This is a genomic window from Pediococcus damnosus (assembly GCF_001437255.1).
GTDB classification, from domain to species: Bacteria; Bacillota; Bacilli; order Lactobacillales; family Lactobacillaceae; genus Pediococcus; species Pediococcus damnosus.
Genome location: NZ_JQBD01000011.1, coordinates 24381 through 47174 on the forward strand (window position 1 = coordinate 24381; position 22794 = coordinate 47174).

The 22794-nt window shown below is 37.6% G+C and carries 25 protein-coding genes, 1 tRNA gene and 1 other RNA gene; 19 read left to right on the forward strand and 8 right to left on the reverse strand.

The features are described 5' to 3' along the window. Positions 1-100 precede the first annotated feature (100 nt). Together IV84_RS02740 and murB are read left to right on the forward strand one after the other, a co-directional pair. Positions 101-1015, forward strand: a complete 915-nt coding sequence (locus tag IV84_RS02740) for a Gfo/Idh/MocA family protein (protein WP_046871553.1) — start codon at positions 101-103, stop codon at positions 1013-1015. 177 nt (positions 1016-1192) lie between these two features. Continuing rightward, positions 1193-2047, forward strand: coding sequence for a UDP-N-acetylmuramate dehydrogenase (murB, locus tag IV84_RS02745; RefSeq protein ID WP_371861599.1), 855 nt, complete (start codon positions 1193-1195; stop codon positions 2045-2047). A gap of 46 nt (positions 2048-2093) precedes the next feature. Here the strand turns inward: murB and IV84_RS02750 are convergent, their stop codons facing one another. Then, positions 2094-2738 carry a DUF1361 domain-containing protein gene (locus tag IV84_RS02750; protein WP_056986070.1) on the reverse strand — a complete coding sequence of 215 codons (645 nt, stop codon included), beginning with the start codon at positions 2736-2738 and terminating at the stop codon, positions 2094-2096. Between the two features lie 220 nt (positions 2739-2958). Here IV84_RS02750 and cdaA point away from each other — a divergent pair, with 220 nt between their 5' ends. The 10 genes from cdaA to IV84_RS02795 all read left to right on the forward strand — a co-directional run bounded on the left by cdaA (position 2959) and on the right by IV84_RS02795 (position 13091). Then, on the forward strand, positions 2959-3810 hold the full coding sequence (cdaA, locus tag IV84_RS02755; RefSeq protein ID WP_046870830.1) for a diadenylate cyclase CdaA: 852 nt from the start codon (positions 2959-2961) through the stop codon (positions 3808-3810). Next, complete coding sequence (locus IV84_RS02760) at positions 3807-4664, forward strand: CdaR family protein (RefSeq protein WP_056986071.1); 858 nt, start codon at positions 3807-3809, stop codon at positions 4662-4664. Before cdaA ends, IV84_RS02760 begins: the two co-directional genes overlap by 4 nt. A 24-nt stretch (positions 4665-4688) precedes the next feature. Further along, positions 4689-6053, forward strand: a complete 1365-nt coding sequence (glmM, locus tag IV84_RS02765; protein ID WP_046870828.1) for a phosphoglucosamine mutase — start codon at positions 4689-4691, stop codon at positions 6051-6053. Positions 6054-6278: 225 nt separating this feature from the next. Beyond that, entirely contained in the window at positions 6279-8099 is a 1821-nt protein-coding gene (gene glmS, locus IV84_RS02770; protein ID WP_046870827.1) for a glutamine--fructose-6-phosphate transaminase (isomerizing), read from the forward strand. 245 nt (positions 8100-8344) lie between these two features. Beyond that, the gene (locus IV84_RS02775) at positions 8345-9481 is read left to right on the forward strand and encodes a glucosaminidase domain-containing protein (protein WP_056986072.1); all 1137 of its coding nucleotides are present in this window, start codon (positions 8345-8347) and stop codon (positions 9479-9481) included. 49 nt (positions 9482-9530) lie between these two features. Continuing rightward, positions 9531-9629, forward strand: a complete 99-nt coding sequence (locus IV84_RS11405) for a hypothetical protein (protein WP_237028341.1) — start codon at positions 9531-9533, stop codon at positions 9627-9629. Positions 9630-10043: 414 nt separating this feature from the next. After that, positions 10044-10349: a hypothetical protein gene (locus IV84_RS02780; protein WP_046870826.1), complete on the forward strand. Its 306-nt coding sequence runs from the start codon at positions 10044-10046 to the stop codon at positions 10347-10349. A gap of 83 nt (positions 10350-10432) precedes the next feature. Further along, positions 10433-10504: transfer RNA gene (locus IV84_RS02785), tRNA-Asn, on the forward strand. Positions 10505-10738: 234 nt separating this feature from the next. After that, entirely contained in the window at positions 10739-12115 is a 1377-nt protein-coding gene (locus tag IV84_RS02790; RefSeq protein ID WP_056986073.1) for an FAD-dependent oxidoreductase, read from the forward strand. A 274-nt stretch (positions 12116-12389) separates the two neighbouring features. Beyond that, positions 12390-13091, forward strand: coding sequence for a matrixin family metalloprotease (locus tag IV84_RS02795; protein ID WP_046870824.1), 702 nt, complete (start codon positions 12390-12392; stop codon positions 13089-13091). Between the two features lie 12 nt (positions 13092-13103). Here the strand turns inward: IV84_RS02795 and IV84_RS02800 are convergent, their stop codons facing one another. Continuing rightward, on the reverse strand, positions 13104-13784 hold the full coding sequence (locus IV84_RS02800; RefSeq protein ID WP_056986074.1) for a helix-turn-helix domain-containing protein: 681 nt from the start codon (positions 13782-13784) through the stop codon (positions 13104-13106). Positions 13785-13986: 202 nt separating this feature from the next. Further along, a complete protein-coding gene (locus IV84_RS02805; protein ID WP_056986075.1) occupies positions 13987-14799 on the reverse strand; it encodes a Cof-type HAD-IIB family hydrolase in 813 nt (270 codons plus the stop codon). Positions 14800-15036: 237 nt separating this feature from the next. Here IV84_RS02805 and IV84_RS02810 point away from each other — a divergent pair, with 237 nt between their 5' ends. The 4 genes from IV84_RS02810 to IV84_RS02825 all read left to right on the forward strand — a co-directional run bounded on the left by IV84_RS02810 (position 15037) and on the right by IV84_RS02825 (position 18822). Further along, complete coding sequence (locus tag IV84_RS02810) at positions 15037-15654, forward strand: sugar O-acetyltransferase (RefSeq protein WP_046870821.1); 618 nt, start codon at positions 15037-15039, stop codon at positions 15652-15654. A 43-nt stretch (positions 15655-15697) separates the two neighbouring features. Then, a complete protein-coding gene (locus tag IV84_RS02815; protein ID WP_046870820.1) occupies positions 15698-16597 on the forward strand; it encodes a DUF368 domain-containing protein in 900 nt (299 codons plus the stop codon). A gap of 153 nt (positions 16598-16750) precedes the next feature. Further along, on the forward strand, positions 16751-17068 hold the full coding sequence (locus IV84_RS02820; RefSeq protein ID WP_100078164.1) for an ArsR/SmtB family transcription factor: 318 nt from the start codon (positions 16751-16753) through the stop codon (positions 17066-17068). A 77-nt stretch (positions 17069-17145) separates the two neighbouring features. Further along, positions 17146-18822, forward strand: a complete 1677-nt coding sequence (locus tag IV84_RS02825; RefSeq protein WP_046870818.1) for an oleate hydratase — start codon at positions 17146-17148, stop codon at positions 18820-18822. 53 nt (positions 18823-18875) lie between these two features. Here IV84_RS02825 and IV84_RS02830 read toward each other — a convergent pair whose 3' ends face one another. Together IV84_RS02830 and IV84_RS11055 are read right to left on the reverse strand one after the other, a co-directional pair. Beyond that, positions 18876-19688 (reverse strand): LicD family protein, encoded by an 813-nt coding sequence (locus tag IV84_RS02830; RefSeq protein WP_046870817.1) that lies wholly within the window; start codon positions 19686-19688, stop codon positions 18876-18878. 67 nt (positions 19689-19755) lie between these two features. Further along, positions 19756-19920, reverse strand: a complete 165-nt coding sequence (locus IV84_RS11055; RefSeq protein WP_100078369.1) for a hypothetical protein — start codon at positions 19918-19920, stop codon at positions 19756-19758. A 212-nt stretch (positions 19921-20132) separates the two neighbouring features. Between IV84_RS11055 and IV84_RS11060 the strand changes: the two genes are divergently transcribed. Both IV84_RS11060 and ssrA read left to right on the forward strand, forming a co-directional pair. Continuing rightward, on the forward strand, positions 20133-20282 hold the full coding sequence (locus IV84_RS11060) for a hypothetical protein (RefSeq protein ID WP_162841290.1): 150 nt from the start codon (positions 20133-20135) through the stop codon (positions 20280-20282). Positions 20283-20323: 41 nt separating this feature from the next. Then, positions 20324-20694, forward strand: a transfer-messenger RNA (tmRNA) gene (gene ssrA / locus IV84_RS10665). A gap of 129 nt (positions 20695-20823) precedes the next feature. On the opposite strand, the gene IV84_RS02835 is transcribed toward ssrA, so the two are convergent. From IV84_RS02835 to IV84_RS02845, 3 genes are all read right to left on the reverse strand, one after another. Beyond that, positions 20824-21090, reverse strand: a complete 267-nt coding sequence (locus IV84_RS02835; protein WP_046870816.1) for a SemiSWEET family transporter — start codon at positions 21088-21090, stop codon at positions 20824-20826. Between the two features lie 312 nt (positions 21091-21402). Beyond that, a complete protein-coding gene (locus IV84_RS02840) occupies positions 21403-21765 on the reverse strand; it encodes a hypothetical protein (RefSeq protein ID WP_046870815.1) in 363 nt (120 codons plus the stop codon). Positions 21766-21812: 47 nt separating this feature from the next. Beyond that, the gene (locus tag IV84_RS02845; protein WP_046870814.1) at positions 21813-22085 is read right to left on the reverse strand and encodes a hypothetical protein; all 273 of its coding nucleotides are present in this window, start codon (positions 22083-22085) and stop codon (positions 21813-21815) included. A gap of 335 nt (positions 22086-22420) precedes the next feature. Here IV84_RS02845 and IV84_RS02850 point away from each other — a divergent pair, with 335 nt between their 5' ends. Further along, the gene (locus tag IV84_RS02850) at positions 22421-22549 is read left to right on the forward strand and encodes a hypothetical protein (protein ID WP_046870813.1); all 129 of its coding nucleotides are present in this window, start codon (positions 22421-22423) and stop codon (positions 22547-22549) included. The last annotated feature ends 245 nt before the right edge of the window (positions 22550-22794 follow it).

Sequence of the window (22794 nt, forward strand, 5' to 3'; positions counted from 1 at the left end):
AAAATCCTTTCTAGCTTTCTGATTGTTCCTATTATAATCTGCAAAGGCCAAGAAAGATAGCAGAGAGTTTCAAAATTCAAATCATGAGAAGGCAAATTAAATGAAAAAAATTGGAGTTATGGGATTAGGTAATATTGCCCAAAAGGCTTATTTACCGGTCATGGCAAGCTTGCAGGATCGGTATGAATGGCATTTTTGTACGCGTAATGATGAAAAACGTCAGAAATTACAAACTCAGTATGGGGTTACACATGGTGAAGCAAATATTGATGAATTGATTGGACAAAACCCAGTTGCGGTCTTCGTTCATACACCAACCGCAACCCATTACCAGATTATAAAGAAACTACTTTCACATGACATTAATGTGTACGTTGACAAGCCAGTTTCAGAAAATTTCGATGAGGTAGAAGAGCTTTATCGGTTAGCTGATGAAAAGCATTTGATTTTAACTTGCGGTTTTAATCGACGATTCGTTCCCTTGAATCAAAAGTTAAAAGCTTTACCAAACAAACAAATTATTCGCGGAATCAAGTTGCGAGTAAATGCCACACAAGAAACTAAGTTTGCAATTTATGATTTGCTTATTCATGTAGTTGATACAGTATGTTACTTGTTGGATGAACCTATCCAATCTCAGCATACTAAGTTATTTACAACTGGTCATAATTTAAAGCAAGCTGTAATTACCTTAGAAACAGCTAATTCGTTAGCATCTGCCGAGGTCAATTTAGTTGGCGGCGTGAATCAGGAAGAAGTAACTATTGAAACTAAAAATGGGCTTGCAAGTGTTGAAAATTGTCAAACATTCGTTGAAAAAAGCACGCAAGGCCAACGAATAATCGCTACACCTGATTGGCAACCAACATTAGTGACCCGCGGTTTTGATCCGTTGATTCGCCAATTTTTGGCAGCTATTGAAGGCCAACAGGCGAATCCCGTTTCTGCAGAATCAGCGATAGAAAGTCACCGAGTTTGTCGGGATGCCGTTCGTTCTTTTGAAGTGTTAAACTAGAGAGTGTCCTAAAAAAGTTTTGATTTGACATTGATATTAATGTGAAAATTAATGACTTTATGGACGCTTTTAAGTTAATTTAAAATGTATAATTTTAGAATTCATTCTAAAAATAAAGCCGAAAGGAACCCCAAAATCTTGCAAACAATAATTGAAACATTTCCAGATATTAAAATTATGAATCATGAACCATTGTCCAAGTACACGAATACGAAAACGGGTGGACCAGCCGATTATCTAGCGTTTCCTAAAACAGTGAAGCAAGTTAGCGAATTGTTAACATGGGCAGATCAGCAAAAATTACCATTAACAGTTGTTGGAAATGCTAGTAACTTGATTGTTCGGGATGGAGGCATTCGTGGCTTAACTGTTATTTTAACTCAGATGAAAGAAATTAAAGTTTCAGGGAATCAAGTAATTGCTCAAGCGGGAGCAGCCTTAATTGCAACTACTGAAGCTGCTTATCAGGCCAGTTTAAGTGGAATTGAATTTGCAGCGGGAATTCCTGGAAGTGTTGGTGGTGCCGTATTTATGAATGCGGGAGCATATGGTGGCGAGATCAGTGAAGTAGTTAGTGAAGTACAGATCTTAACTCGCAAGGGTGAAATTCGTACATTAACAAATCATGAATTGGATTTTGCATATCGGCACAGCAGTATCCAAGACTATGATGATATTGTTTTGTCTGCAACGTTTAATTTAACGCCAGGAAACGCGCAAAAAATTCGCGATCGAATGGATGATTTGAATCGGCTTCGGGCTTCTAAACAACCTCTAGAATATCCTTCTTGTGGAAGTGTGTTTAAACGCCCAACTGGGTATTTTACAGGAAAATTAATTCATGAATCCGGGTTACAGGGCTTTCAAATTGGTGGCGCGCAGGTATCAAAGAAACACGCTGGATTTATCATTAACGTCGGTGGAGCTACAGCCACTGATTATTTGAATGTTATTCATCATGTACAGGCCACAGTTTTTGAAAAGTTTGGAGTTCATTTACAAACGGAAGTTAGAATCATTGGTGAAAAATAAATATAATAAAAAGGATTGAAGCCAGTAGTGACTTCAATCCTTTCGTTTAGTTTGTGTTTTTAATAACACGTAAGACCACGTAAATGACGCCCTGTAATAAAGTCATTAAGCAAACGAATGCTAACATTTGCCAGGACCACATATTAAAGATTGGTTTCAACACCCATTCAGGGCTAATTAAAAGATAGATTGTATGAAGTCTTAAAAAACGACCGATAAAGATTCCAATTGATGACAGGGTCGTAAAGATCAATACAATGCCAATTTCAGCAAATCGCTTGTGCATATTGTAACGTCTGACAATTGATTTTGTGACTTGCATCATGCTCCACATGGCAAGTAAGACGCTAGGAATGACAGCTAATAACATATAAATGAAGTAGATCCACATCGAAACTGAAAGTCGAATCAGTCCAGTGTCTGCATAAGGGTGTAGTAAGCTTAAATGAAAGAGATCAGTTAATAGATAAGGCGCATTTGGATAAAAAAGTAACCAAAGCACAATACCTAACCAAAACAAAAGTGTGTTTCTAGGATACTTTGGGCTGATATGAAACGCAATTTCGATGGGAATATAAGCTAAAAAAGTGTTGAGAAGTAAGAAATGATACGGTTGATGAACAAATAGGGCAATATAGAGTAACCCTAGACCGTAGCAAATCCGAATAATCCATTTCGTTTTTTTTGTCATCATGTTTTCCTCGTTGACCTTATTGTAGCAGAATACAGGTGGCTTTTTCTACAAATTGGTTCAAAGGTAAGCTAGATTTGAATACTTGATAGAGAGTTGTATAAAAGGGTATAGCGGTTATTAAAATAAGTGAATTAATGTTCCTTGTGGCCGAAGTTCTGACCGCAAGAAACATGGTCTGTGCTATAATTATTTTTGTATTGGTTTGGGGGAAAAACAAATGCATTTTGCTTGGGATCAACTGATTACACTACATAATTTCATGAACTTAATTGATATTCTTGTAGTTTGGTTTGTGATATATGAATTAATCATGTTAGTAAGAGGAACAAAGGCTGTTCAACTGTTTCGAGGAATAATAGTCATTATCTTAATCAAGGTGATTAGTGTTCTTTTAGGATTAAGCACAGTTTCATGGATTATGGATCAGGTGATTAATTGGGGGGTCATCGCAATGGTAGTGATCTTTCAACCTGAAATTCGCCGTGGATTGGAACATCTGGGCCGGGGCTCAATGTTTGTTAAAAATAAAACTAAAAACGAAGCTGAAACGCGAATGATTATGGCTTTGGACAAGGCCATTCAGTATATGTCTAAACGCCGAATTGGAGCTTTGATCACAATTCAAATGGATACTGGGTTGGAAGAATATATTGAAACCGGTATTGCTTTGGATGCTGATATCACGGGTGAACTCCTGATCAATATTTTTATTCCAAACACGCCTTTACATGATGGGGCGGTTATTATAAAAAATAATAAAGTCGCTGTCGCGGCAGCCTACTTGCCACTCTCACAAAGTACAATGATTCCAAAAGAATTAGGAACACGGCATCGTGCGGCAGTTGGAATTAGTGAAGTGACAGATGCTGTAACGGTAGTCGTTTCTGAAGAGACTGGTGAGGTTTCGATTACGAAGGATAATGAGTTATTACGCAATATGACCCAAGAAGATTATCTTCGTTACTTTAGAGCTCAATTCATCAGTGAAGATGAACCAGAGAGCCAAAACATTATTCAAGACTTCATAGAAGGAGTAACAACGTTCTTCAAAGGGGGTCCTAAAAAATGAGAAACTTTTGGAAGCAACGATGGGTATATCGGATATTAGCTTTGATTTTGGCGGTCCTTTTGTTTACTTATGTGAAGTCCGATGAGATAAATTCGAATAATGCTGGGTCAAATGGTAATTCTGGGGATGCCACATTGATGGCCAACAAATCGAAAACTTTAACTGTCCCTTTGGAATTGGATGTAAATAGCAGTAAATATTTAATTAGTGGGTATCCATCAAAAGTTAAAATTAAAATTACGGGCCCGAGTGCCTTGGTGACAACTACCACTAATACTCAGAATTTTAAGGCTTATGTTTCACTACGAAAATTAGGTGTTGGTAAGCATCGTGTACAGATTAAAGAGGAAGGCTTGAATAAAGAGCTGGCCTATAGTTTTGAACCACAATCGATCAACGTGACGGTAGCTAATCGGAAGACAAAGACGTTTGCAATTCAACCAGAGGTTAATCAAGATGTGATTGCCAAAGGTTATGAGGCAAAGGCTGCAATTTTACGTTCCCAAACAGTTACTGCAACGGGATCGGTTTCAGAGATCAATCGAATTACTGAAGTGGTTGCGAGAATTAATTTACCTAATAACACGAAAAAGAATTCCACAACGCAGGTTCTTCTTCAAGCTTTGGATAATAAAGGCGATACTGTGAATGTGATTTTGGATCCACAGGCTGTAAGTGTGACAGTGCCTGTTCAAAAATCATCGAATTCAACCGACAGTAGTAGCGAGTCAACGAAGGAATCATCTAGTGAACCAGCGGATAACAAACGGACTGGTTCAACTAGCGAAACTGGTAGTACAAGTTCTGCATCAAGCTCTTCAAGTTCGAAATCGGCAAGTTCCAGTTCAAATTAATTTATGAATAGAAAGAGGAAAATTATGGCTTTAAAATATTTTGGAACAGATGGCGTGCGAGGAATCGCAAATGAAAGTTTAACTCCTGAAATGGCTTTCCAATTAGGACGAACTGGCGGATATGTCTTAACAGAACATGCTGAAGACACGAAGGAACGTCCTCGTGTTTTAGTTTCTCGAGATACACGAATCTCTGGACAATTATTGGAAACGTCTTTAATTTCTGGATTACTTTCTGTAGGGATTGAAGTTTTGGATATGGGAGTTGTGACAACCCCAGGTGTTGCTTATTTAGTTCGAAAACAAGAAGCTGATGCTGGAGTTATGATTACAGCATCTCATAATCCCGTTCAAGATAACGGAATTAAATTCTTTGGGTCAGATGGCTATAAACTATCTGATGAACTAGAGGGTGAAATTGAAGTCCTCTTAGATAAAAAAACTGATGAGTTGCCACGACCATCCGCTGACGGATTAGGTACGGAAAATGATTATCCAGAAGGTGCTTTAAAGTATACCCAATTTTTGGAGCAAACAATTCCGGACGATTTAGAGGGCCTTCATGTTTGTGTGGATTCTGCTAATGGTGCAACCAGCGGATTTGTATCTCAAATTTTTGCTGATTTGAATGCTGACTTTGACACAATGGCGACGACGCCTAATGGTTTAAATATCAATGACAACGTGGGTTCAACCCATCCAGAAGGCTTGCAAAAGTTTGTTGTGGAAAAAGGTGCTGATTTGGGGGTTGCTTTTGATGGTGATGGCGATCGATGCATTGCAGTCGATGAAAAGGGCAATATCGTTGATGGCGATAAAATTATGTACATCTGTGGGAAGTATCTTAGCAAACGGGGACGTTTGAAGAAGGATACGGTTGTCACCACAGTTATGAGTAATTTAGGCTTGTATAAGGCACTTGAAGCAAATGGCCTCCATTCGGTTCAAACACAGGTTGGTGACCGTTACGTGGTCGAAGAGATGCTAAAGAATGGCTATAACGTCGGCGGTGAGCAATCTGGTCATGTTGTTTTTCTTGATTTTAATACGACTGGCGATGGAATGTTGACGGCTTTACAACTTATGAACATTGTAAAACAGACAGGTAAAAAACTATCTGAATTAGCTGACGAAGTAAAAACATATCCGCAAAAACTAGTTAATGTGAAGGTTCAAGATAAAAAGACGGCATTAAAAAACGAAAAAGTTTTGGCAATCATTAAAACCGTTGAGGACGAAATGGCTGGCGAAGGTCGCGTGTTAGTCCGTCCTAGTGGAACAGAGGATCTATTACGAGTTATGGCTGAAGCAACAACGAAAGAAGAAGTTGCAGCCTATGTAGACCGCATTGTTGAAGTTGTGCGTGCCGAAGTTGGTGTAACTGAATAATATATATTGGGTAACTGTTCGAATCAAGCTGAAATATCCTACTGGCTTGATTCGAACAGTTTTTTATTCTTTTTGCAAGTTAGACCAATTGACTATAATTACAAGACCAAAGATGATAAAACGGTTGACAATCCTTTTATAATGAGATAAATTAAGACATACGATATATGGACCAATATCATCAAATCGTATAGACCAATTATAAAAATAAAGAGGATGTTGAATATGTGTGGAATTGTCGGCGTTACAGGGAGAAAAGATTCAGTTGAAATTTTAGTGTCTGGGCTAGAAAAGCTTGAATATCGTGGCTATGATTCTGCAGGTATTTATGTGAATAATAATCAAAAACAAGCACATCTGGTTAAATCTAGAGGGAAAATTGCGGATCTTAAAAAAAAGCTAATTCCCGAGATTCAGGGTAGCACAGGAATTGGCCATACCAGATGGGCAACAAATGGGGTACCAAGTATCGAAAATGCACATCCACAATTTTCGACAGATGAGCGGTTTTATTTGGTTCATAATGGGGTCATTGAAAATTATGAAGAACTAAAACAAGAATATTTAAGTGATGTATCTTTTGCTAGTCAAACGGATACCGAGGTTGTGGTGCAATTAGTGGATCATTTTGTCATCCATGATGGGTTAACAACGAAACAGGCTTTTAAAAAGACACTAAGTCTCTTAAAGGGTTCCTCTTATGCATTTTTGTTAATGGACCATGAAGATCCAGAAACTTTGTACGTAGCTAAAAATAAGAGCCCTCTTCTGATTGGGGTGGGAACGGATTTTAATGTAGTTTGTAGTGATGCATTAGCAATGTTAAACGTGACCAAAGATTTTTTGGAGTTACATGATGGTGAAATGGTTGTGGTGACACCTAAAAAAATTGAGATTACAAATCAGGACGGTGAGAGCGTTCATCGTGATCCTTTTCACGTAGATTTGGATCCCAAGGAAACGGATCGTGGTGCTTATCCTTATTATATGCTCAAAGAAATTGATGAACAGCCAGCAGTTTTACATCGCATTCAAAAGACTTACTTTGCTGAGGATGGCAGTTTAAAAATACCGGCTGATTTGTTGGCAGCTATGCAAAAAGCCGATCGCCTATACATCGTTGGTGCTGGAACCAGTTATCATGCAGGATTAGTTGGAAAACGGCTGTTTGAACAGTTAACGCAAATTCCTACAGAAGTGGTTTTGGCGTCAGAATTTGCCTATGACAACCCAATCCTGTCTGACCATCCATTCTTTATTTTTCTAACGCAAAGTGGAGAAACTGCAGATAGTCGGCAGGTACTAGTTCGTGTTAATAATGAGTGGCAGGCCCCCAGCTTAACAATCACGAATGCTGAAAATTCAACTTTATATAGAGAGGCTACGTACCAATTGTTGTTAAATGCGGGGCCGGAAATTGCAGTTGCCTCAACTAAAGCTTATACAGCACAAATTGCGGTTGAGGCTGTTGTCGCTAAAGCGCTTGGCATGGCACGTCACATTTCAACAGCCAAGAACTTCAACTTGAATCATGAGTTAAGTTTAGCGGCCAATGCTATTCAAGCCATTGTGGATGAAAAACAAACAATTAAAGAGATTGCCCACCACAACTTAGCAAAAACACGGAATGCCTTTTACATTGGACGTGGTGTAGATTACTTCGTTGCGTTGGAGGCGGCCCTGAAGTTAAAAGAAATTTCCTACATTCACGCAGAAGGGTTTGCCTCGGGAGAGTTGAAACATGGGACAATTGCCCTGATTGAAGACAAAACGCCAGTCATTGCCATTTTGACGCAGGAACGCACGGCGAGCCACACTAGGAGTAACATTCAAGAGGTAAAGTCACGTGGTGCTCAAGTCTTAACGATTGTCTCGGAAAATCTTGCTAAACCTGGGGATGATATTGTCATTCCTACCATTTCTGAATTATTATTACCACTTGTAAGTGTGGTACCAGCACAACTACTGGCTTATTATGCAAGCTTAGAACGGGGATATAATGTTGATCAACCGCGGAATCTTGCAAAAAGTGTAACTGTAGAATAAAGCAAATAAAAATTTACAAAACGTATCCTGTTGAAGCTTTCAGCGGGATATTTTTGTATATTAAGCCAATTAAATTGTTAAATTTTTGTTACATTCAATCAAATTACCTTGAACAGCCTCGTTATATGGGGATTTTTGAAATGAGTGGATATTCTGTATATTTCATTATGGTTAAATGAGTTAAGATTTTCTCGTATAAGTTATATACTAATAGTTAAAGATCATTACGATACGGGGGAAACAGTATGCATAAACGATGGGTACCACTTGTTTCATTTTTAATATTGCTTTCGACAATTGCTGTTTGGGGTTCAAATTCAAAGACGGTTCACGCAGATTCGCCACAGAGTTTTATTTCGCGACTAAAACCAGATGTCCAAAGTGTTTCAACAAAGTATAATTTATATGGGTCTTTGATGATGGCTCAGGCAGCTTGTGAAAGTGCATGGGGCCAAAGCCAATTGGCCATTAAGGGTAATAATTACTTCGGAATTAAAGGTACATATCAGGGTAAGTCCATAACCATGCGAACCGCGGAATATACGGCAGGTGGTCAGCTGTACTATACAAATGCGGCATTCCGTAAATATCCTAACGTAAAGGCTTCGCTGAATGATAACGGGAATGTTTTACGAAATGGGACGGCTTGGAATTCTTCTTTTTATAAGGGAACATGGAAAGAGAATGCTTCAACACCCGAGGCGGCAGCAAATTACCTGACAGGGCGATACGCAACGGCACCTTCATACGCTAAAAGCTTGATTAGCATAATTAAAGGGTACAACTTGCATAGTCTCTTAGATGGCGTTTCGGTTAAATATACAAAGCAGAATAAATCAATGCAAGTTAAATTGAGTCCGGGGCACGATTTTTATAACCATATTCCAGGAAGCACATATAGTTCAAAACGTACGCATTATGGTTCAACCTATAAGGGTAAGACCATTACAATTGATAATTCAGGAGTTAAAAAGGGAACCAAAACTCCATATTATCGTTGTTATTATAATGGTAAATTGATTGGCTGGATTTATTCATCTGCTGTTGTGAACGTGACAAAGTACACGTCGACATATAAAGTTGCGTCAGTGAGTACGACGCCAAAAAATGATTTTTACAATCATGTAACTTCCAGTGTTTATTCAACAAAACGTTTACACTATGGCACGACTTATCGCGGCCAAAACGTAACGATTGATAATCAGGCTGTTCGAGCGGGAACGAAGACCCCTTATTATCGTTGCTATGTAAATGGTAAACTCATTGGTTGGGTTTATGGTGGCGCATTGACGAATGTCCGTTATCTTAATACGACATATACAAGTCAAACGTTAACTAGAAAAGTGAAAGCTGTGCATCCCCAAAAGCAACTATGGCTATAGTCGTAGATATTACGGTAAGTCATATGCGGGTAAGACCGTTCAAGTTGATATGACGGGAGTTATTGAAGGAACGAAGACCCCTTATTATCGTTGCTATTACAACGGTAAATTGCTTGGCTGGGTTTATGGTAGTGCATTAAGTGCCTAGTTCATTAAAAAATTATGAATAAATAATTAAAATAAGGTAGACTAAGATGAGAAAAAGAGGTATATTAAGTGTACCATTTACTTACTTCCTCTTCCTGTTTACCCCAAATGAACACAGATGAGGACATCTCTAGTTGATGTATACATCAGATGGCGAGAATCGGAAATTATCTTCCGATTCTTTTTTTATTCTCATAAAAAAGTTTAAAGTTTGGATTGACACCGCTTACATATAGAGGTATGATTATTTCGAAAGGTAGTAGTGCATCTCCTCTACCTTTAATCAATTCTCTTTCTCTCTTATGCCAAAAAGGTACCTCTAGGCTATAATGCTTAGAGGTATTTTTTTCTTTGTAATAAAACAACTTGCTTCAACAAGCAAGTTGCCCTTATACTGAAAAGGGAAGGTGATAGTATGGGTCAGCAAGTATTTACATTAATTGAAGAAATTACTAGAAAAGACGGAACTAAATATACTGAAATTGCCAACATGGTTATGAATGGGCGAGCAGAGTTAGCTGCAGATCGGGGTTTTATTACAGAAGTCCGTATTTTACAGTTGAATATCCCGCATTCAGCACATGTTATTAATTATGAAGATTATATTAATGCCCGTTATTCAGTCCCAGGAGAAGACATGGATCACTGGGAAGAATGGAAAAAAGACGATAAAATCATGGTTGATTTTAATGCGGTTTTGAAAGAAAATCACATCTCCTAAAAAATTTAAATGATAATTATTAAAATTTAGTTGACAAGTCTGTGGTTTTCATGATATAAATATATACATGGTAATTAAGTAATTGCTCCGTAGTTCAGCGGTAGAATAATTGACTGTTAATCAAGAGGTCGCTGGTTCGATCCCAGCCGGAGCAGTTTGTAACATTCTGAAGTCTTCATACAATGTTAAAGCGTTGATATGAGGACTTTTTTGTATACCAAGATAAACGCTAATCTTGCAATCAAATAGAGATTGGCTTTCTTAAACAGTTTGCTAATGTAACCAGTTTAGAAGCCCTTTAATTAAGTCGTGGTCATTTCGTTGCATTATTTAGTGATAAGTCTTAAGCTCTAGTTGAGAACCATTATAAACTGTAGGAGGGATTTTAGATGTCAAAAAAACGAGTTGTAATTGTTGGTGCCTCACATGGTGGCCATCAATCGATTTTGGAACTATTAAGTCGTTACGATGATGTTGATATTACGCTTTATGAAGCAGGTGATTTTATTTCTTTCATGTCATGTGGAACGGAATTGTACCTGGAAAATAATGTGACAGATGTTAATGATGTTCGAAACTTTCGTCCAAGTGATTTTCCGCAGTCCAATGTGCATATTTTGAAAAGTCATACAGTTAATAAAATTAATGTTGATAAGCAAACAGTTAGTGTTACAAATAATGAGACCCAAGAAACCGTTGATCAACCATACGATAAGTTGATTATTAGTTCTGGTGTGACGCCAAAATCTTTACCAGTGCCCGGCGTAAACTTGGAGAATGTTTTTCTAATGCGTGGATATGACTGGGCCACCAAAATCAAGTCAAAGTTAAACAGTGATGATATTAAAAATGTCACGATTGTTGGTGCTGGCTATATTGGCATTGAGGCGGCTGAGGCTAGTCGTAAGGCAGGAAAAAATGTGACGTTGTTGGATGTCATTGATCGTCCGTTAGGGACCTATTTGGATTCTGAAATGACGGATATTATTGCCAAACAACTAAAAGATCAAGGAATTAATTTACAAATGAATGCCCATATTACTGAATTTGTCGGAGATAAGGCGGTTCAGGCCGTAAAGACAACGACGAACAGTTACCCAAGTGATTTAGTTATTCAGGCTGCAGGCGTTCAGGCTAATACAGACTGGCTAAAGGGAACTGTTGATTTAGATAATCGGGGATGGATTAAAACCGATGAATATTTGCGGACCAACTTGCCAAATGTTTATGCAATTGGTGACGCTACATTAGCTTATTCAATTCCAGCTGATAAAAAGATTCCAGTAGCCTTGGCGACCGTTGCCCGGCGTGAAGCGCGCTATGTGGTTAAACATATCTTTGAGAAACTTCCGTCTGAACCTTTCAAAGGTATCGTAGGATCTTCAGCTCTGAGTGTTTTTGATGATAAGTTTACTCAAAGTGGTTTAAATTCTTTCACAGCAAAAGGGGCTGGCGTGAAGATTGCTAAATCATTCTTCCAGACTGCACTGCGACCAGCTTATGTACCAGTGGAAAAAGGAAATCCACAGGTGGCCGTTCAGCTCTTTTATCATCCAGTAACCCACAAGCTGCTCGGTGGAGCTGTTTTGTCCACGTATGATGTAACGGCACAAGGAAACGTGTTAGCATTGGCAATTCAGCAAGGATTACGGCTCGAAGACTTAGCGGATGCAGACTTCTTCTTCCAACCTGGGTTTGATCGGCAATGGAGCTTATTGAATTTGGCGGCCCAACATGCATTAGGTGAAGAAGATTTTCAGAATTAGAATTTAGTGTCAAAAAAATGGATACATTTAGAAAGTGAATTTCAAATAATGAAGTTCACTTTTTTATGTACCCATTTTTTGTAAATTTGATTGAAAAGAATCAATGTTAATTTTAGATAGAAGTATTTATTTAATGCTATGATGTGCATATAATAACTTTCCAGTTGTTTAGAAATTAGAATTTCAGTAAGTTAGCCGAAATAGACGTTTAAAAAAAGGATCCATGATATAATTTTTGAACTGAGTGAAAATTCAAATCAAACGGGGGATACCAGTGAAACATAAAGGTTTAATATGGATAATTATGATTGCTGTTGTCTTATTTTTAGCAACCAAGCCAGATTTTCAAACGGCGTCCAAAAAATTATATGTTGATAGTAAACAAGAAATTAGCAAAGCGATTGCAAATATAAATGCACGCCAAGCATCCAATGAAATAAGTGTCAATCCACAAAGTAACTCTTCAAGTAGTTTGAACGCAAATACTAACGGCACAACGCCCACAGAAGATGTCATTCATGGACATAAACTATCCAACGTTTATTATTACCATTTTGCAGATAATACGCCACAGGATGTGCGAAAGATGTTTTTATCCGCAGTTAATATTTACAACCAAACAGGATTAGTAAAATTAATTGCTGGTGCTGGTACGCAGCAACAAAACCAAATTAAGTTTTCAATTTATGATAAGAAAATGACTTCTTCACAACGAGGCACCATTGAATTAGGGCTTGGTGGACCTGAGGTGATCCAGCAATCTGGAGTGAACGCTTATACGGTAAATCATGCCAGTGCCAGTTTGAACATGCAATATATAGGGTCAATTCGGCTTTCGGTAGCCGTTCATGAGTTAGGGCATGCACTCGGATTGGCGCACAGCGGAAATAGAAATTCAGTTATGTACCCAGTCGATCAAGGGAGAACGACTTTATCTAAGGGTGATCTTGCAGGACTTAAGACAATCTATAAATAAATGCGCATCAGATTAATCAAATGGCCACCAAGAAAATTGTTTTCCTGTTCGTGATCCATCATTTTTGGAATGATACTTTGTATAAAATGAACCGGCTTGTTCACACATAGATAAAGGAATTTGTTTTTTGTTTACTAAACGAATAGCAACCACATAAGAGCCTTTATGTTTAACTAATGCCCATCTATTTTTTTTATTGTATTCGCCGGTATGGAATTTTAGCCAACTACCTTGACCAAAGGGGTCGTCCGAGACGAAAGTGTCTATTTTACCTGGTCTAGTGCTTGTTGAAGGCGTTGGAAGAATAGCATAACCATATCGGGTTTCTAAAAATGGATTAACTCGATCAATGTTTGAATTCTGGGTAGCACGTCCGTAGGCTAAAAGTATTAAAAATAAAGCTATTAATATTAGTACGGATCCAACTATTGTTAAGGATCGTTTGTATTTTTTCTTAGTGCGAACATCGGAACTGATTTTTGTAACCATTGGATTTGATTCTCCTTTGAGTAAATTATCTAAAGATAGATCTAAAATTTGACTGAGTTGAACCAATGTATCTAAGTTTGGATAACTTAAGTCGTTTTCCCAACGAGATAGCGTTTGACGAGTCACATGTAGTTGATCTGCCAAGTCTTGTTGAGTTAAATTTAACGCTTTTCTTTTTTCTCGTAACTGACTAGAAAGCTTCATAATATCTATATTCCTCCTCTATATTTATAATCGTACGTGTAACTATCGGAAAAGTAACGCAATTATCATGTTACATTTGCTTTTTTTCAGGATATTAGTCAGATTGAAGTTCAATTAATTAAATATATAGTAAAAAGCCACGTTCTCCAAATTTTGAAGAGACGTGGCTGTTTTTCTCGATAAATGCACTTACGGAGATAATTTACTCTAAAACATACTTCTTGATGGCATCTGCCAATCCATCTTCATCATTGGTGCCAGTAACAAAGTCGGCATGTTTTTTTGCAAGGTCACTGCCATTGCCCATCGAAATTGCGGTGCCAGCATAATCAAACATTGCAATATCGTTGCCTTCATCACCAAGTGCCATGACTTCATGTGCATCGAATTTTAGATTGGTAGCGAGATCTTTTAAAGCTTGTCCTTTATTAACAGCGGGGTGCATTAATTCCAAGAAGTTTCGAGCAGCCCGAACTACATAAAGATCTTGACTAAAGTTTTCCTTGACTAGGGGTTCAATAGCATCTAATAATTTTTCATTGCCAACAAATAATCCCTTAGTAATCTGAAAATCAGCTGGCAATTCGTCCGGCTTTCGAATCAAAATACCGGCACTATTTTCCCAAGCCTGTACAACTGTAATGGCATTTACGTCAAGGTCGGCAGTATAAATTGTGCCATCTTCATCTAAAACGTTAAAGGGAATTTTATGTTGTTGGCCGAATTTAGTCATTTGCCTGTAGTGGTCGTTATCAACCAGGTGTTTGGCAATGACGCGGCCAGCTATAGTTTCAATGACAGCACCATTATAAGTGATCACATATTGATCATCACCGAAAAGCCCCAGTTGTTGAAGAAAATGAGAAATACCAACAAGGGGACGGCCAGTGCAGAGGACGATTTTGATACCCTGAGAGACAGCTTCTTTTATCGCTGAAATTGTACTTGGTAAGATTTCGCCCTTGGAGTTTAGGAGCGTATCATCAACATCTATTGCTATTAAACGAATTGACATGTGTAACCTCTTTTCATTTTTTGAAACGTAAATTTATGTATTTCAAGTTTTAAAAATTTAGCGCTTACAATTATTGTATCATGTTTAAATTAGGATCGCTGTTTTTACAGACTATTTTTAAATTTTGTTTGGTATTGAGAATCAAGTTAACTATGTTTAGAAAAACTTAAACTGTATTTCAAATGACACAGGTTTCAAAGTTCGATATAATCAAATTAAATATGCGGAGGAAATTTAATGACCAATAAAGAACGAATGTTAAATAGCCAGTTGTATGTGGCAAATGATCCCGAATTACGAAAAGACTTTAAACATGGTCGAGTGTTGACGCGGTTGTTTAATAATACAACCGAAGAGCAGATGACTTATCAAAAAGAACTATTGAAAAAATTGTTTGGCAAGGTTGGTGAGCATGTTCATGTTGAGCCTCCGTTTCACACAGATTATGGATTGAACACGACAATCGGAGAGAACTTCTATGCCAATTATGATTGTATTTTTATTGATGTCGGGAAAATTACAATTGGTAACAACGTAATGTTTGGCCCTCGCGTGGGTTTATACACGGCGGGGCACCCAATTGATGCGACTGTGCGAGTTGAAGGTTATGAGTACGGTTATCCAATTACAATTGGTAACAACGTGTGGATTGGCGGAAATGTCGTTGTTAATCCCGGGGTAACAATCGGAAATAATGTGGTTGTCGGTTCGGGATCAATTGTGACCCACGATATTCCCGATAACGTGATTGCGGTAGGAAATCCATGTCACATTCTACGAGAAATTAATAACGATGATAAAAAGAAATGGGAAACACAAAAACAGGCATATATCACAGAAATGAACGCAGAATAGGAAAGAGGTAAAGCAAATAAAAACAAAAGCTTATATCAACACAATGAAGGGGTTTCTAATTGGAATTGCTTTAGTCATTCCCGGGCTCTCAGGCAGTATGTTCGCTGTTGTTGTTGGTTTATACGAAAAAATGGTTGAAGCAATTTCTACATTTCGCGCAAAACCGGGCAAAAACATCAAATTTTTATTGCCCATTATGGTAGGAGCGGTAGTCGGTGTGCTAGCATCGACTAAACTTGTGTTGTGGTTATGTGAACAATTTCCAGTGATGAGTTATGGATTCTTTATTGGTTTGGTCATTGGGGTGCTGCCATTCGTTTACAAAAAAATCCGTCAGCAACATCTAAATTTGCTGGATTTTGCCCTTATTATTTTCGGGTTTGCTTTCATTATGCTTGTCAGCCATCAAGGTACTGACAGTGGGAGTGATTTTATAGCTTTGACACATTTGAATAGTTTGTCAGATTGGGGAACAATTGCATTTGCCGGATTTTTTGCAGTTTCGATGATGATGGTTCCTGGTATTTCTGGGGCCGTGATGCTCATGATGGTGAATCAATATGGAACGATTTATAATTCAGTTGCCAAACTTTTGGATACTTTCATGTTCCTATTGGTCGGTAAATTCGATCAAGCAAGATCGGCTTTTTCTTCCGTATTGATTTTACTGCCATTTATTATCGGAGCTGCTGTGGGCGTTATGCTGATGGCGAAAGCTCTCCATTATTTGCTAAAACGTTACTCACATCAAGTTTACTGTGCGGTGTTAGGAATTATCGTTGCCGGAATTTGGATTTTGGCGGAACTCGCTATTAAAGGGGCAGCGAACAGTGTCCAAAGTAGTGGATCATGGATTGGCGTGATTTTAGCGTTGGTCATCTTTATTGTGATTGGGACGTTAGCAACTGTGTTTCTTGATAAACAAGAGGTGGCAGATGAATGATTCTGCATTTAAAAGCTGTTGGCCAAATAGGTAACGGCTTTATTTTTAAATTTGCTTGTAAGCGCTTGCTATGATTGAAAAAGCATGTTACTCTATTCATAGATTTAAATATTTAAATGTATAGATAGAGGTGAGCCTATGGGAGAGGTAACAATGGAACCGAAACAAAAGGCAGCTTTGGATGAATTCATTAATGATCTGGATATTTTAAATGCGTTGGCTGACAAACATCGACAAAGAATCATCATTTTGCTGGGATCTCGTTTAAAACAGGGCATGACCGTTAGTGAGTTGACCTCACAACTGGATATTTCTCAACCGGCCGTATCGCATCATTTAAAAATTTTGCGTTCAGTTCACATGGTGGATTCAACGCGAAATGGGCTGGAAAATAACTACTTTTTAACGTTGGATGATACTTTGGATCGATTGGAAAGAATCGTGAAATTAATTAGAGAATCAAATGCGTAGTTTATAAATGAAGTCATTAAACTAACCGGGTTAGGAGTTTAGCGACGAGACATTAACAGTGAATAGGAGACGATATAATGGCAAAAGCATATATGATTGGAACTGGGATCGGTAATTTAGCAGCAGGAATTTATTTAATTCGTGACGGTGGCTGGAGTGGCGACCAAATCACAATGTTTGGGCTAGAAAAACATGGGGCAAACGATGGCGCTAAAGTTACAGATTACGAAAAAGAATATGGCAATCCAAAACTAGGAAATAGTAAAGGCTATCTCGCAAAGGGTGGTCGGATGCTTAACGAAGAAACTTATGAGAACCTGTGGGATGTTTTACGATCAGTTCCTTCTTTGGACAATCCAGGACAGTCAGTGACAGATGATATTTTGAACTTTGATCATGCTCATCCTACCCATGATGTTGCCCGTTTGATGGATAGTTTAGATGGTATTCGTAATAAGGGTGATCAAAAAGATTACAATCATATGCAGTTTAATAATCAAGACCGCATGTTATTGACCAAACTGATGATGATGCCAGAATCAAAAGAGTCGCAATTAAACGACGTTAGCATTGAACAATGGTTTGCTAAGAGTCCGCATATCTTTACGACTAACTTCTGGCACATGTGGCAAACTACCTTTGCGTTTAAGAAGGAAAGCTCGGCCATGGAATTACGTCGCTATATGAACCGTATGATTTTGGAGTTTAGTCGGATCAATACACTTGAAGGAGTCACGCGGACCCCTTATAACCAATATGAGAGTATTATTGTTCCAATGCGTAAGTATTTGAAGGACCATGGTGTTAACTTTATCGATAATCGTAAAATTACGGAATTTGTTTTTAAAGACACCGCGTTACGCGATGACATTGTAGTAACTGGCCTGAAGTATGAAGAAGTAGATAATGATAATAAGGCTGGTGAAATTGAAGTCGGCGAGAACGACTTTGTCTTTGATACCAATGGTTCCATTACGGACAGTTCTTCTATTGGCGATCTAGATACACCAATTAAGGAAAACATGGAGTATGCGCCAAGTGCAGCGCTTTGGAAACAGGCTACGGAGCATTTCTATAATTTAGGAAATCCAGATAAGTTCTTTGCAGATCGTAAGCAAAGTGAGTGGTTGAGTTTTACAATTACGACTGACAACCATTTTTTGTTGAATGAAATTTCAAGGATTACACAACAGGAGCCAGGTAATGCATTGAATACTTGGATTGATAGTAGTAATCTATTATCAATTGTTGTCCATCATCAACCTCATTTCCATGCCCAAAAAGAAAATGAAACGGTATTCTGGGGATATGCTATGTATCCACGACGTAATGGGGACTATGTAGACAAGCCATTTATCGAGATGACTGGAAAAGAGATGTTGCAGGAACTCTTAGGCCATTTAGCAGCAGTTGATCCGGCTCGGGATAACATTGCTGATCATACTGAAGAGATTATGGACAGTGTTGTAAATGTGATTCCTGCATACATGCCTTATGCCAGTGCTCTGTTTAACAGACGTGCTGTGGGTGATCGTCCAGATGTTGTGCCCAAGAATTCGAAAAACTTGGCGTTTATCAGTCAATTTGCAGAAATGCCATTTGACATGGTCTTCACAGAGCAGTATTCATTTAGATGTGCACAAATTGCTGTCTATCACTTTATGGGACTTCCAGATAGTGAATTGACACCATTGCATCATTATGAAAAGCAACCAAAGGTTTTAGCAAAAGCAACTAAAACAATGTTTAGATAAAGGTTTAGATAAGCAAAAAGGTTATGATCTTAGAGGTCATAACCTTTTTTGCTTTATTTAATGTGTTTACCATTTACGATTAAGATGTCCACATGTTTTTCTTTTTGATCACGTTCTGGCGGTAACTTCATGTAATCATCGTACATACGGGTCAGAATTCGATCATAGGCTTCAGGAATCTTGACCTGAATATTTTCAAACTGATGGGTAACCAATTCAGAAATTTCGGCTTGATTTAAAACTTCCTTATCGTAGGCATATTGAGACGCATAATTTTTATAATGATGAAAAGGTTCTTTATTATACAAACGCATGATATTTTCGCGTTTCTCTTTCAGCTTGGCAACCGACATGTAATGATCAAGATCATTTGTTTCAGGATCTTTGCGGAAAGGTGTTTGGATAATATTATAGCCCAGGCGTAGTAAAATTCGGGCGTCAAAATAGCGGAAGCGATTATAAACAGCGCGACGAATTTCAGGTTGTCGAGGAACTTTGTCAAAGGGAAAAATATCTACAAACACGCCTTTGCGCGCGTCATTGACATTGTTTCGTTCTTTAATATAAGTATCAGTATCAAGAATTTTCATATAGCTGAATGCGAAGTTGGGATCTGTATCCGCCGTTTGCATGAAGTAGTGAGTATTTTGAAGAAGCGCAGGCGTGAGCGAAGCAAACTTATCGTAATCATCGCGACGCATGCCAATATCAACGTCGTCGTCCCAAGGGATGAAGCCGTTATGACGGATTGCTCCTAAAAGTGAGCCGCCAATTAAAAAATAATTAATGTGGTGAGCATCACAAATAGCAGCCACTTTTTTTAAAGTATTTAGTTCAATGCGATGTAATTCGCTAATTTGCGACATACAAAATACCCCCAGATTTCCTAATACCTTAAGTTTACACTGTCAGAGGACGGTATGCCAACTTGATTTACTTACGAGTGAATATATGCCATAAATTGATGGTGGCTTCTAATAGCATCCCGATGGCCATCATATACATTGCAATCATGTTTTGATGTACGAAAACGAAATAAGTTAAAATCAAATAGAAAACAAAAAATAAAACTGCTGTTAATTTTGAATTACCAGTCATAATTGAACCTCCTATGTAAATGTATTTAAATCTATTCTAGTTTAAAATGATTCTAATTTCCAGAAGATATTGAAAACGATCAAACTAATTTATAAATTTTTCTAAATATGTAGGTTCAATCAGGTGTTTTTCGGTTGACAATTTTTGGGCCAACCTTTATCATTGGTATCTAGATTAGGTTTTAAATGCGAAGAATCGTGGAGGATTTTACAATGAGAAAAACCAAAAATGCGTTGTTAGAATATTTGCTTAAGAATGTCCAGAATGCTGATCTTGTTAATAAGTTATTGGTCACAATGGTTTCTCGTGGTCAAATTGCCTTGGTTCCAGCAACTAATTCAGCATCACAACCACGGAAGTAAACGTATCGAGGCTGTCTGTGGTATAGTGATGGTAGTGTTATGGGGTCGTTATGGATTCGACAGGTATAGGTTGAGTCTGGATTGCGTTTCGTAGGTTACGTCTACGTAAAAACGTTCAGTTTAATTATAACTGCAAAAAATAATAACAATTCTTACGCTTTAGCTGCTTAATTACAGCTTAGTGTAGATCTGCCTGGCATCGTCCATGTGTTAGATACAGGTCTTAAATTAAGTGGACTTACGCAACTTGCTCCCATCTGAAGTGAGTTGAAGAGACTAATCAGATTAGCTAATCAAGAGAACCTGGCCATACGGTGTTTTGGTTAGTGAAACTTAAATAGTATGACTATGAACGTAGATATCCGGGTGGCAATATGCTTGGACGCGGGTTCGATCCCCGCCGACTCCATTAAATAACAAAAAGGTTGATACTGGTAAGTGTATATCACTTATTGGTATCAACCTTTTTGTTTTATAGATTTTTAAGTAGAGGTAATTTTTATAAAAATTGGTGGTTATCAATTTAGGTTCAATTTGGGAACTAATGTAATGCAGTACAAAAGGTAATTATTCCAAGAAAAATTCCAGGGACATTTGCAATGATAATCGGCCAATCCTTAGCAGGTTTGAAGTATCCATAGATAGTCCAAACGATACAGTTTAGGGCCGCAACCAAAGGCTGAATAGGATTACCATAATTTCCGTTCAAGTTTGCAATGATTTGGGGGATATAGGATACGTACATTAAAACAGATAATCCGGACGCAATTCGTCCGATAATTTGGATTAGCTTACTTTCTTCTTTCATAAAATATTCCTCCAGTCTCACTATTTATAGTTTCCATCATAAAAAATTAGAATTACTGATACGCTAGCAATAACGTAATTGCCAGCATTAAAATTGAGCAATTCATTTTTTGTGGTTGTATTCTATAATAAATTTAAGTAAAATACAAAACATTGTACTTATAATTTTGATAAAAATATTAAAGCTGGCTTTAATGTTTGGCGATCAAAAAAATTCAAAATAAAAACTGGAATTAGATATTCACTAATTCCAGACAGAGGACGTTTAAATTTAATTTGCCAGGTCGCTTAACGTATATTTAAAGGCTAAAGACTATACAGCTAATTTTCGATTTATTGATAGATGCCAAATGAAAAATCCAGCGCCAATAATGAATCCAAGCCAAGACCAAATTAGTAAATCACTATAATTTCCTGCACCTGACAGGCCAATTATTAAGATTAGAATTGAGAAGATAAGATTTGTAATATCAGCGCCAAGTTTTTTTGAATTTCTAGTGGCAAGGTAAACAATTCCCATAATAATATACAAGAAAGCGACTAGAACACCATTTGTACCAGATGTATGAATATTACCCTCTAAAGCATTAGCCATTCCAGCGGCCATTGATTGAAATATAATAAAAACGGCAAGGACGAGCATAAGAATACCAATTACTAACTTTGTTGTCTTCATGTCAATTCTCCTTGATGTGGCTTCTGTTGGTTCTGATTTTTATAATCTCATTCATGATCTAACTCTTCGTTAACTGCTTCCTTATTAGCTTCTTCATTAATAATATCTTCGGGTTCAGCATGCAAAATGTGATCCAAATTATCTTCTTCTAGGACAATGTTTTCCTTTGGTTTCAAAACTGAATCTGGGGTGTTCTTAGGTGATTCTTCATTAGGTTCCATTGGATTATCATTTTGCTCGTCGTAACTCATATTGCTGTCAGGCGCACCACGGCGCTTTTCTTCTTGTTTAAAAGTATCTTTAATTTGATCATCATGCATATTGGTCACATCCTTAGTTAAATTTTTGGGGCTATCACCACTATATAAGTTTCCTGATAGCGGTTGCAAATGTTGTGCTTATTTCTTTGTCTGAAGGTTTAGCAAGGCCGTTTTTGGCAAAAAATTTGCCACTTGAATCTAAGCTAAAGGTGAGGGGATAAGTTAGATTCAAAAATGAGGATTTAGGATTATAATCGAATCTAAAATTATTCCTAACAGCTATTGCGTTTTTTCACGATAGCTTTATAATGGACATGAAATGTAGATAATGGAAGCGCTTAAATTATTACGCTTATAACCTGACATTTCACTAATTTAAGGAGGGAGTCATCAGCATGAATGATAAATTAGTTTGTTTAGGTATTACCGCTGGTTTACTTACGGTGGGCGTTTTGTATCTTGCTAAAAAGACTGGTTTTTTTGAAGATGATCGTCATTTGTATGATGAATTTGAATCACGTTAGTTTGTTGTAAAAAATTTAAGATTGATTAATATCTTGTAATGTAGCTAAAAAGGCCGATATTTGTTTACTATAAAGATGACGTTGTTCGTAGGATTGATATAGATACCTTTTTAAACACACTTGATAAATAACAATTGGGGGAATTATTATGCAAAAGAATAAAGCTGTTTTGATTGGTGCCGGCTTATCCAATATGGCCGCTGCTGTTTATCTGATTCGGTAACGTCAAAAGTTCTATGAAAACC

Excerpts from the sequence above, each read along its gene's own strand:
- IV84_RS02740 (WP_046871553.1), top strand. The coding sequence starts at position 101 with ATGAAAAAAATTGGAGTTATGGGATTAGGTAATATTGCCCAAAAGGCT.
- murB (WP_371861599.1), top strand. The coding sequence starts at position 1,193 with ATGAATCATGAACCATTGTCCAAGTACACGAATACGAAAACGGGTGGA.
- IV84_RS02750 (WP_056986070.1), bottom strand. The coding sequence starts at position 2,738 with ATGACAAAAAAAACGAAATGGATTATTCGGATTTGCTACGGTCTAGGG.
- cdaA (WP_046870830.1), top strand. The coding sequence starts at position 2,959 with ATGCATTTTGCTTGGGATCAACTGATTACACTACATAATTTCATGAAC.
- IV84_RS02760 (WP_056986071.1), top strand. The coding sequence starts at position 3,807 with ATGAGAAACTTTTGGAAGCAACGATGGGTATATCGGATATTAGCTTTG.
- glmM (WP_046870828.1), top strand. The coding sequence starts at position 4,689 with ATGGCTTTAAAATATTTTGGAACAGATGGCGTGCGAGGAATCGCAAAT.
- glmS (WP_046870827.1), top strand. The coding sequence starts at position 6,279 with ATGTGTGGAATTGTCGGCGTTACAGGGAGAAAAGATTCAGTTGAAATT.
- IV84_RS02775 (WP_056986072.1), top strand. The coding sequence starts at position 8,345 with ATGCATAAACGATGGGTACCACTTGTTTCATTTTTAATATTGCTTTCG.
- IV84_RS11405 (WP_237028341.1), top strand. The coding sequence starts at position 9,531 with ATGACGGGAGTTATTGAAGGAACGAAGACCCCTTATTATCGTTGCTAT.
- IV84_RS02780 (WP_046870826.1), top strand. The coding sequence starts at position 10,044 with ATGGGTCAGCAAGTATTTACATTAATTGAAGAAATTACTAGAAAAGAC.
- IV84_RS02790 (WP_056986073.1), top strand. The coding sequence starts at position 10,739 with ATGTCAAAAAAACGAGTTGTAATTGTTGGTGCCTCACATGGTGGCCAT.
- IV84_RS02800 (WP_056986074.1), bottom strand. The coding sequence starts at position 13,784 with ATGAAGCTTTCTAGTCAGTTACGAGAAAAAAGAAAAGCGTTAAATTTA.
- IV84_RS02805 (WP_056986075.1), bottom strand. The coding sequence starts at position 14,799 with ATGTCAATTCGTTTAATAGCAATAGATGTTGATGATACGCTCCTAAAC.
- IV84_RS02810 (WP_046870821.1), top strand. The coding sequence starts at position 15,037 with ATGACCAATAAAGAACGAATGTTAAATAGCCAGTTGTATGTGGCAAAT.
- IV84_RS02815 (WP_046870820.1), top strand. The coding sequence starts at position 15,698 with ATGAAGGGGTTTCTAATTGGAATTGCTTTAGTCATTCCCGGGCTCTCA.
- IV84_RS02820 (WP_100078164.1), top strand. The coding sequence starts at position 16,751 with ATGGAACCGAAACAAAAGGCAGCTTTGGATGAATTCATTAATGATCTG.
- IV84_RS02825 (WP_046870818.1), top strand. The coding sequence starts at position 17,146 with ATGGCAAAAGCATATATGATTGGAACTGGGATCGGTAATTTAGCAGCA.
- IV84_RS02830 (WP_046870817.1), bottom strand. The coding sequence starts at position 19,688 with ATGTCGCAAATTAGCGAATTACATCGCATTGAACTAAATACTTTAAAA.
- IV84_RS11055 (WP_100078369.1), bottom strand. The coding sequence starts at position 19,920 with ATGACTGGTAATTCAAAATTAACAGCAGTTTTATTTTTTGTTTTCTAT.
- IV84_RS11060 (WP_162841290.1), top strand. The coding sequence starts at position 20,133 with ATGAGAAAAACCAAAAATGCGTTGTTAGAATATTTGCTTAAGAATGTC.
- IV84_RS02835 (WP_046870816.1), bottom strand. The coding sequence starts at position 21,090 with ATGAAAGAAGAAAGTAAGCTAATCCAAATTATCGGACGAATTGCGTCC.
- IV84_RS02840 (WP_046870815.1), bottom strand. The coding sequence starts at position 21,765 with ATGAAGACAACAAAGTTAGTAATTGGTATTCTTATGCTCGTCCTTGCC.
- IV84_RS02845 (WP_046870814.1), bottom strand. The coding sequence starts at position 22,085 with ATGCATGATGATCAAATTAAAGATACTTTTAAACAAGAAGAAAAGCGC.
- IV84_RS02850 (WP_046870813.1), top strand. The coding sequence starts at position 22,421 with ATGAATGATAAATTAGTTTGTTTAGGTATTACCGCTGGTTTACTTACG.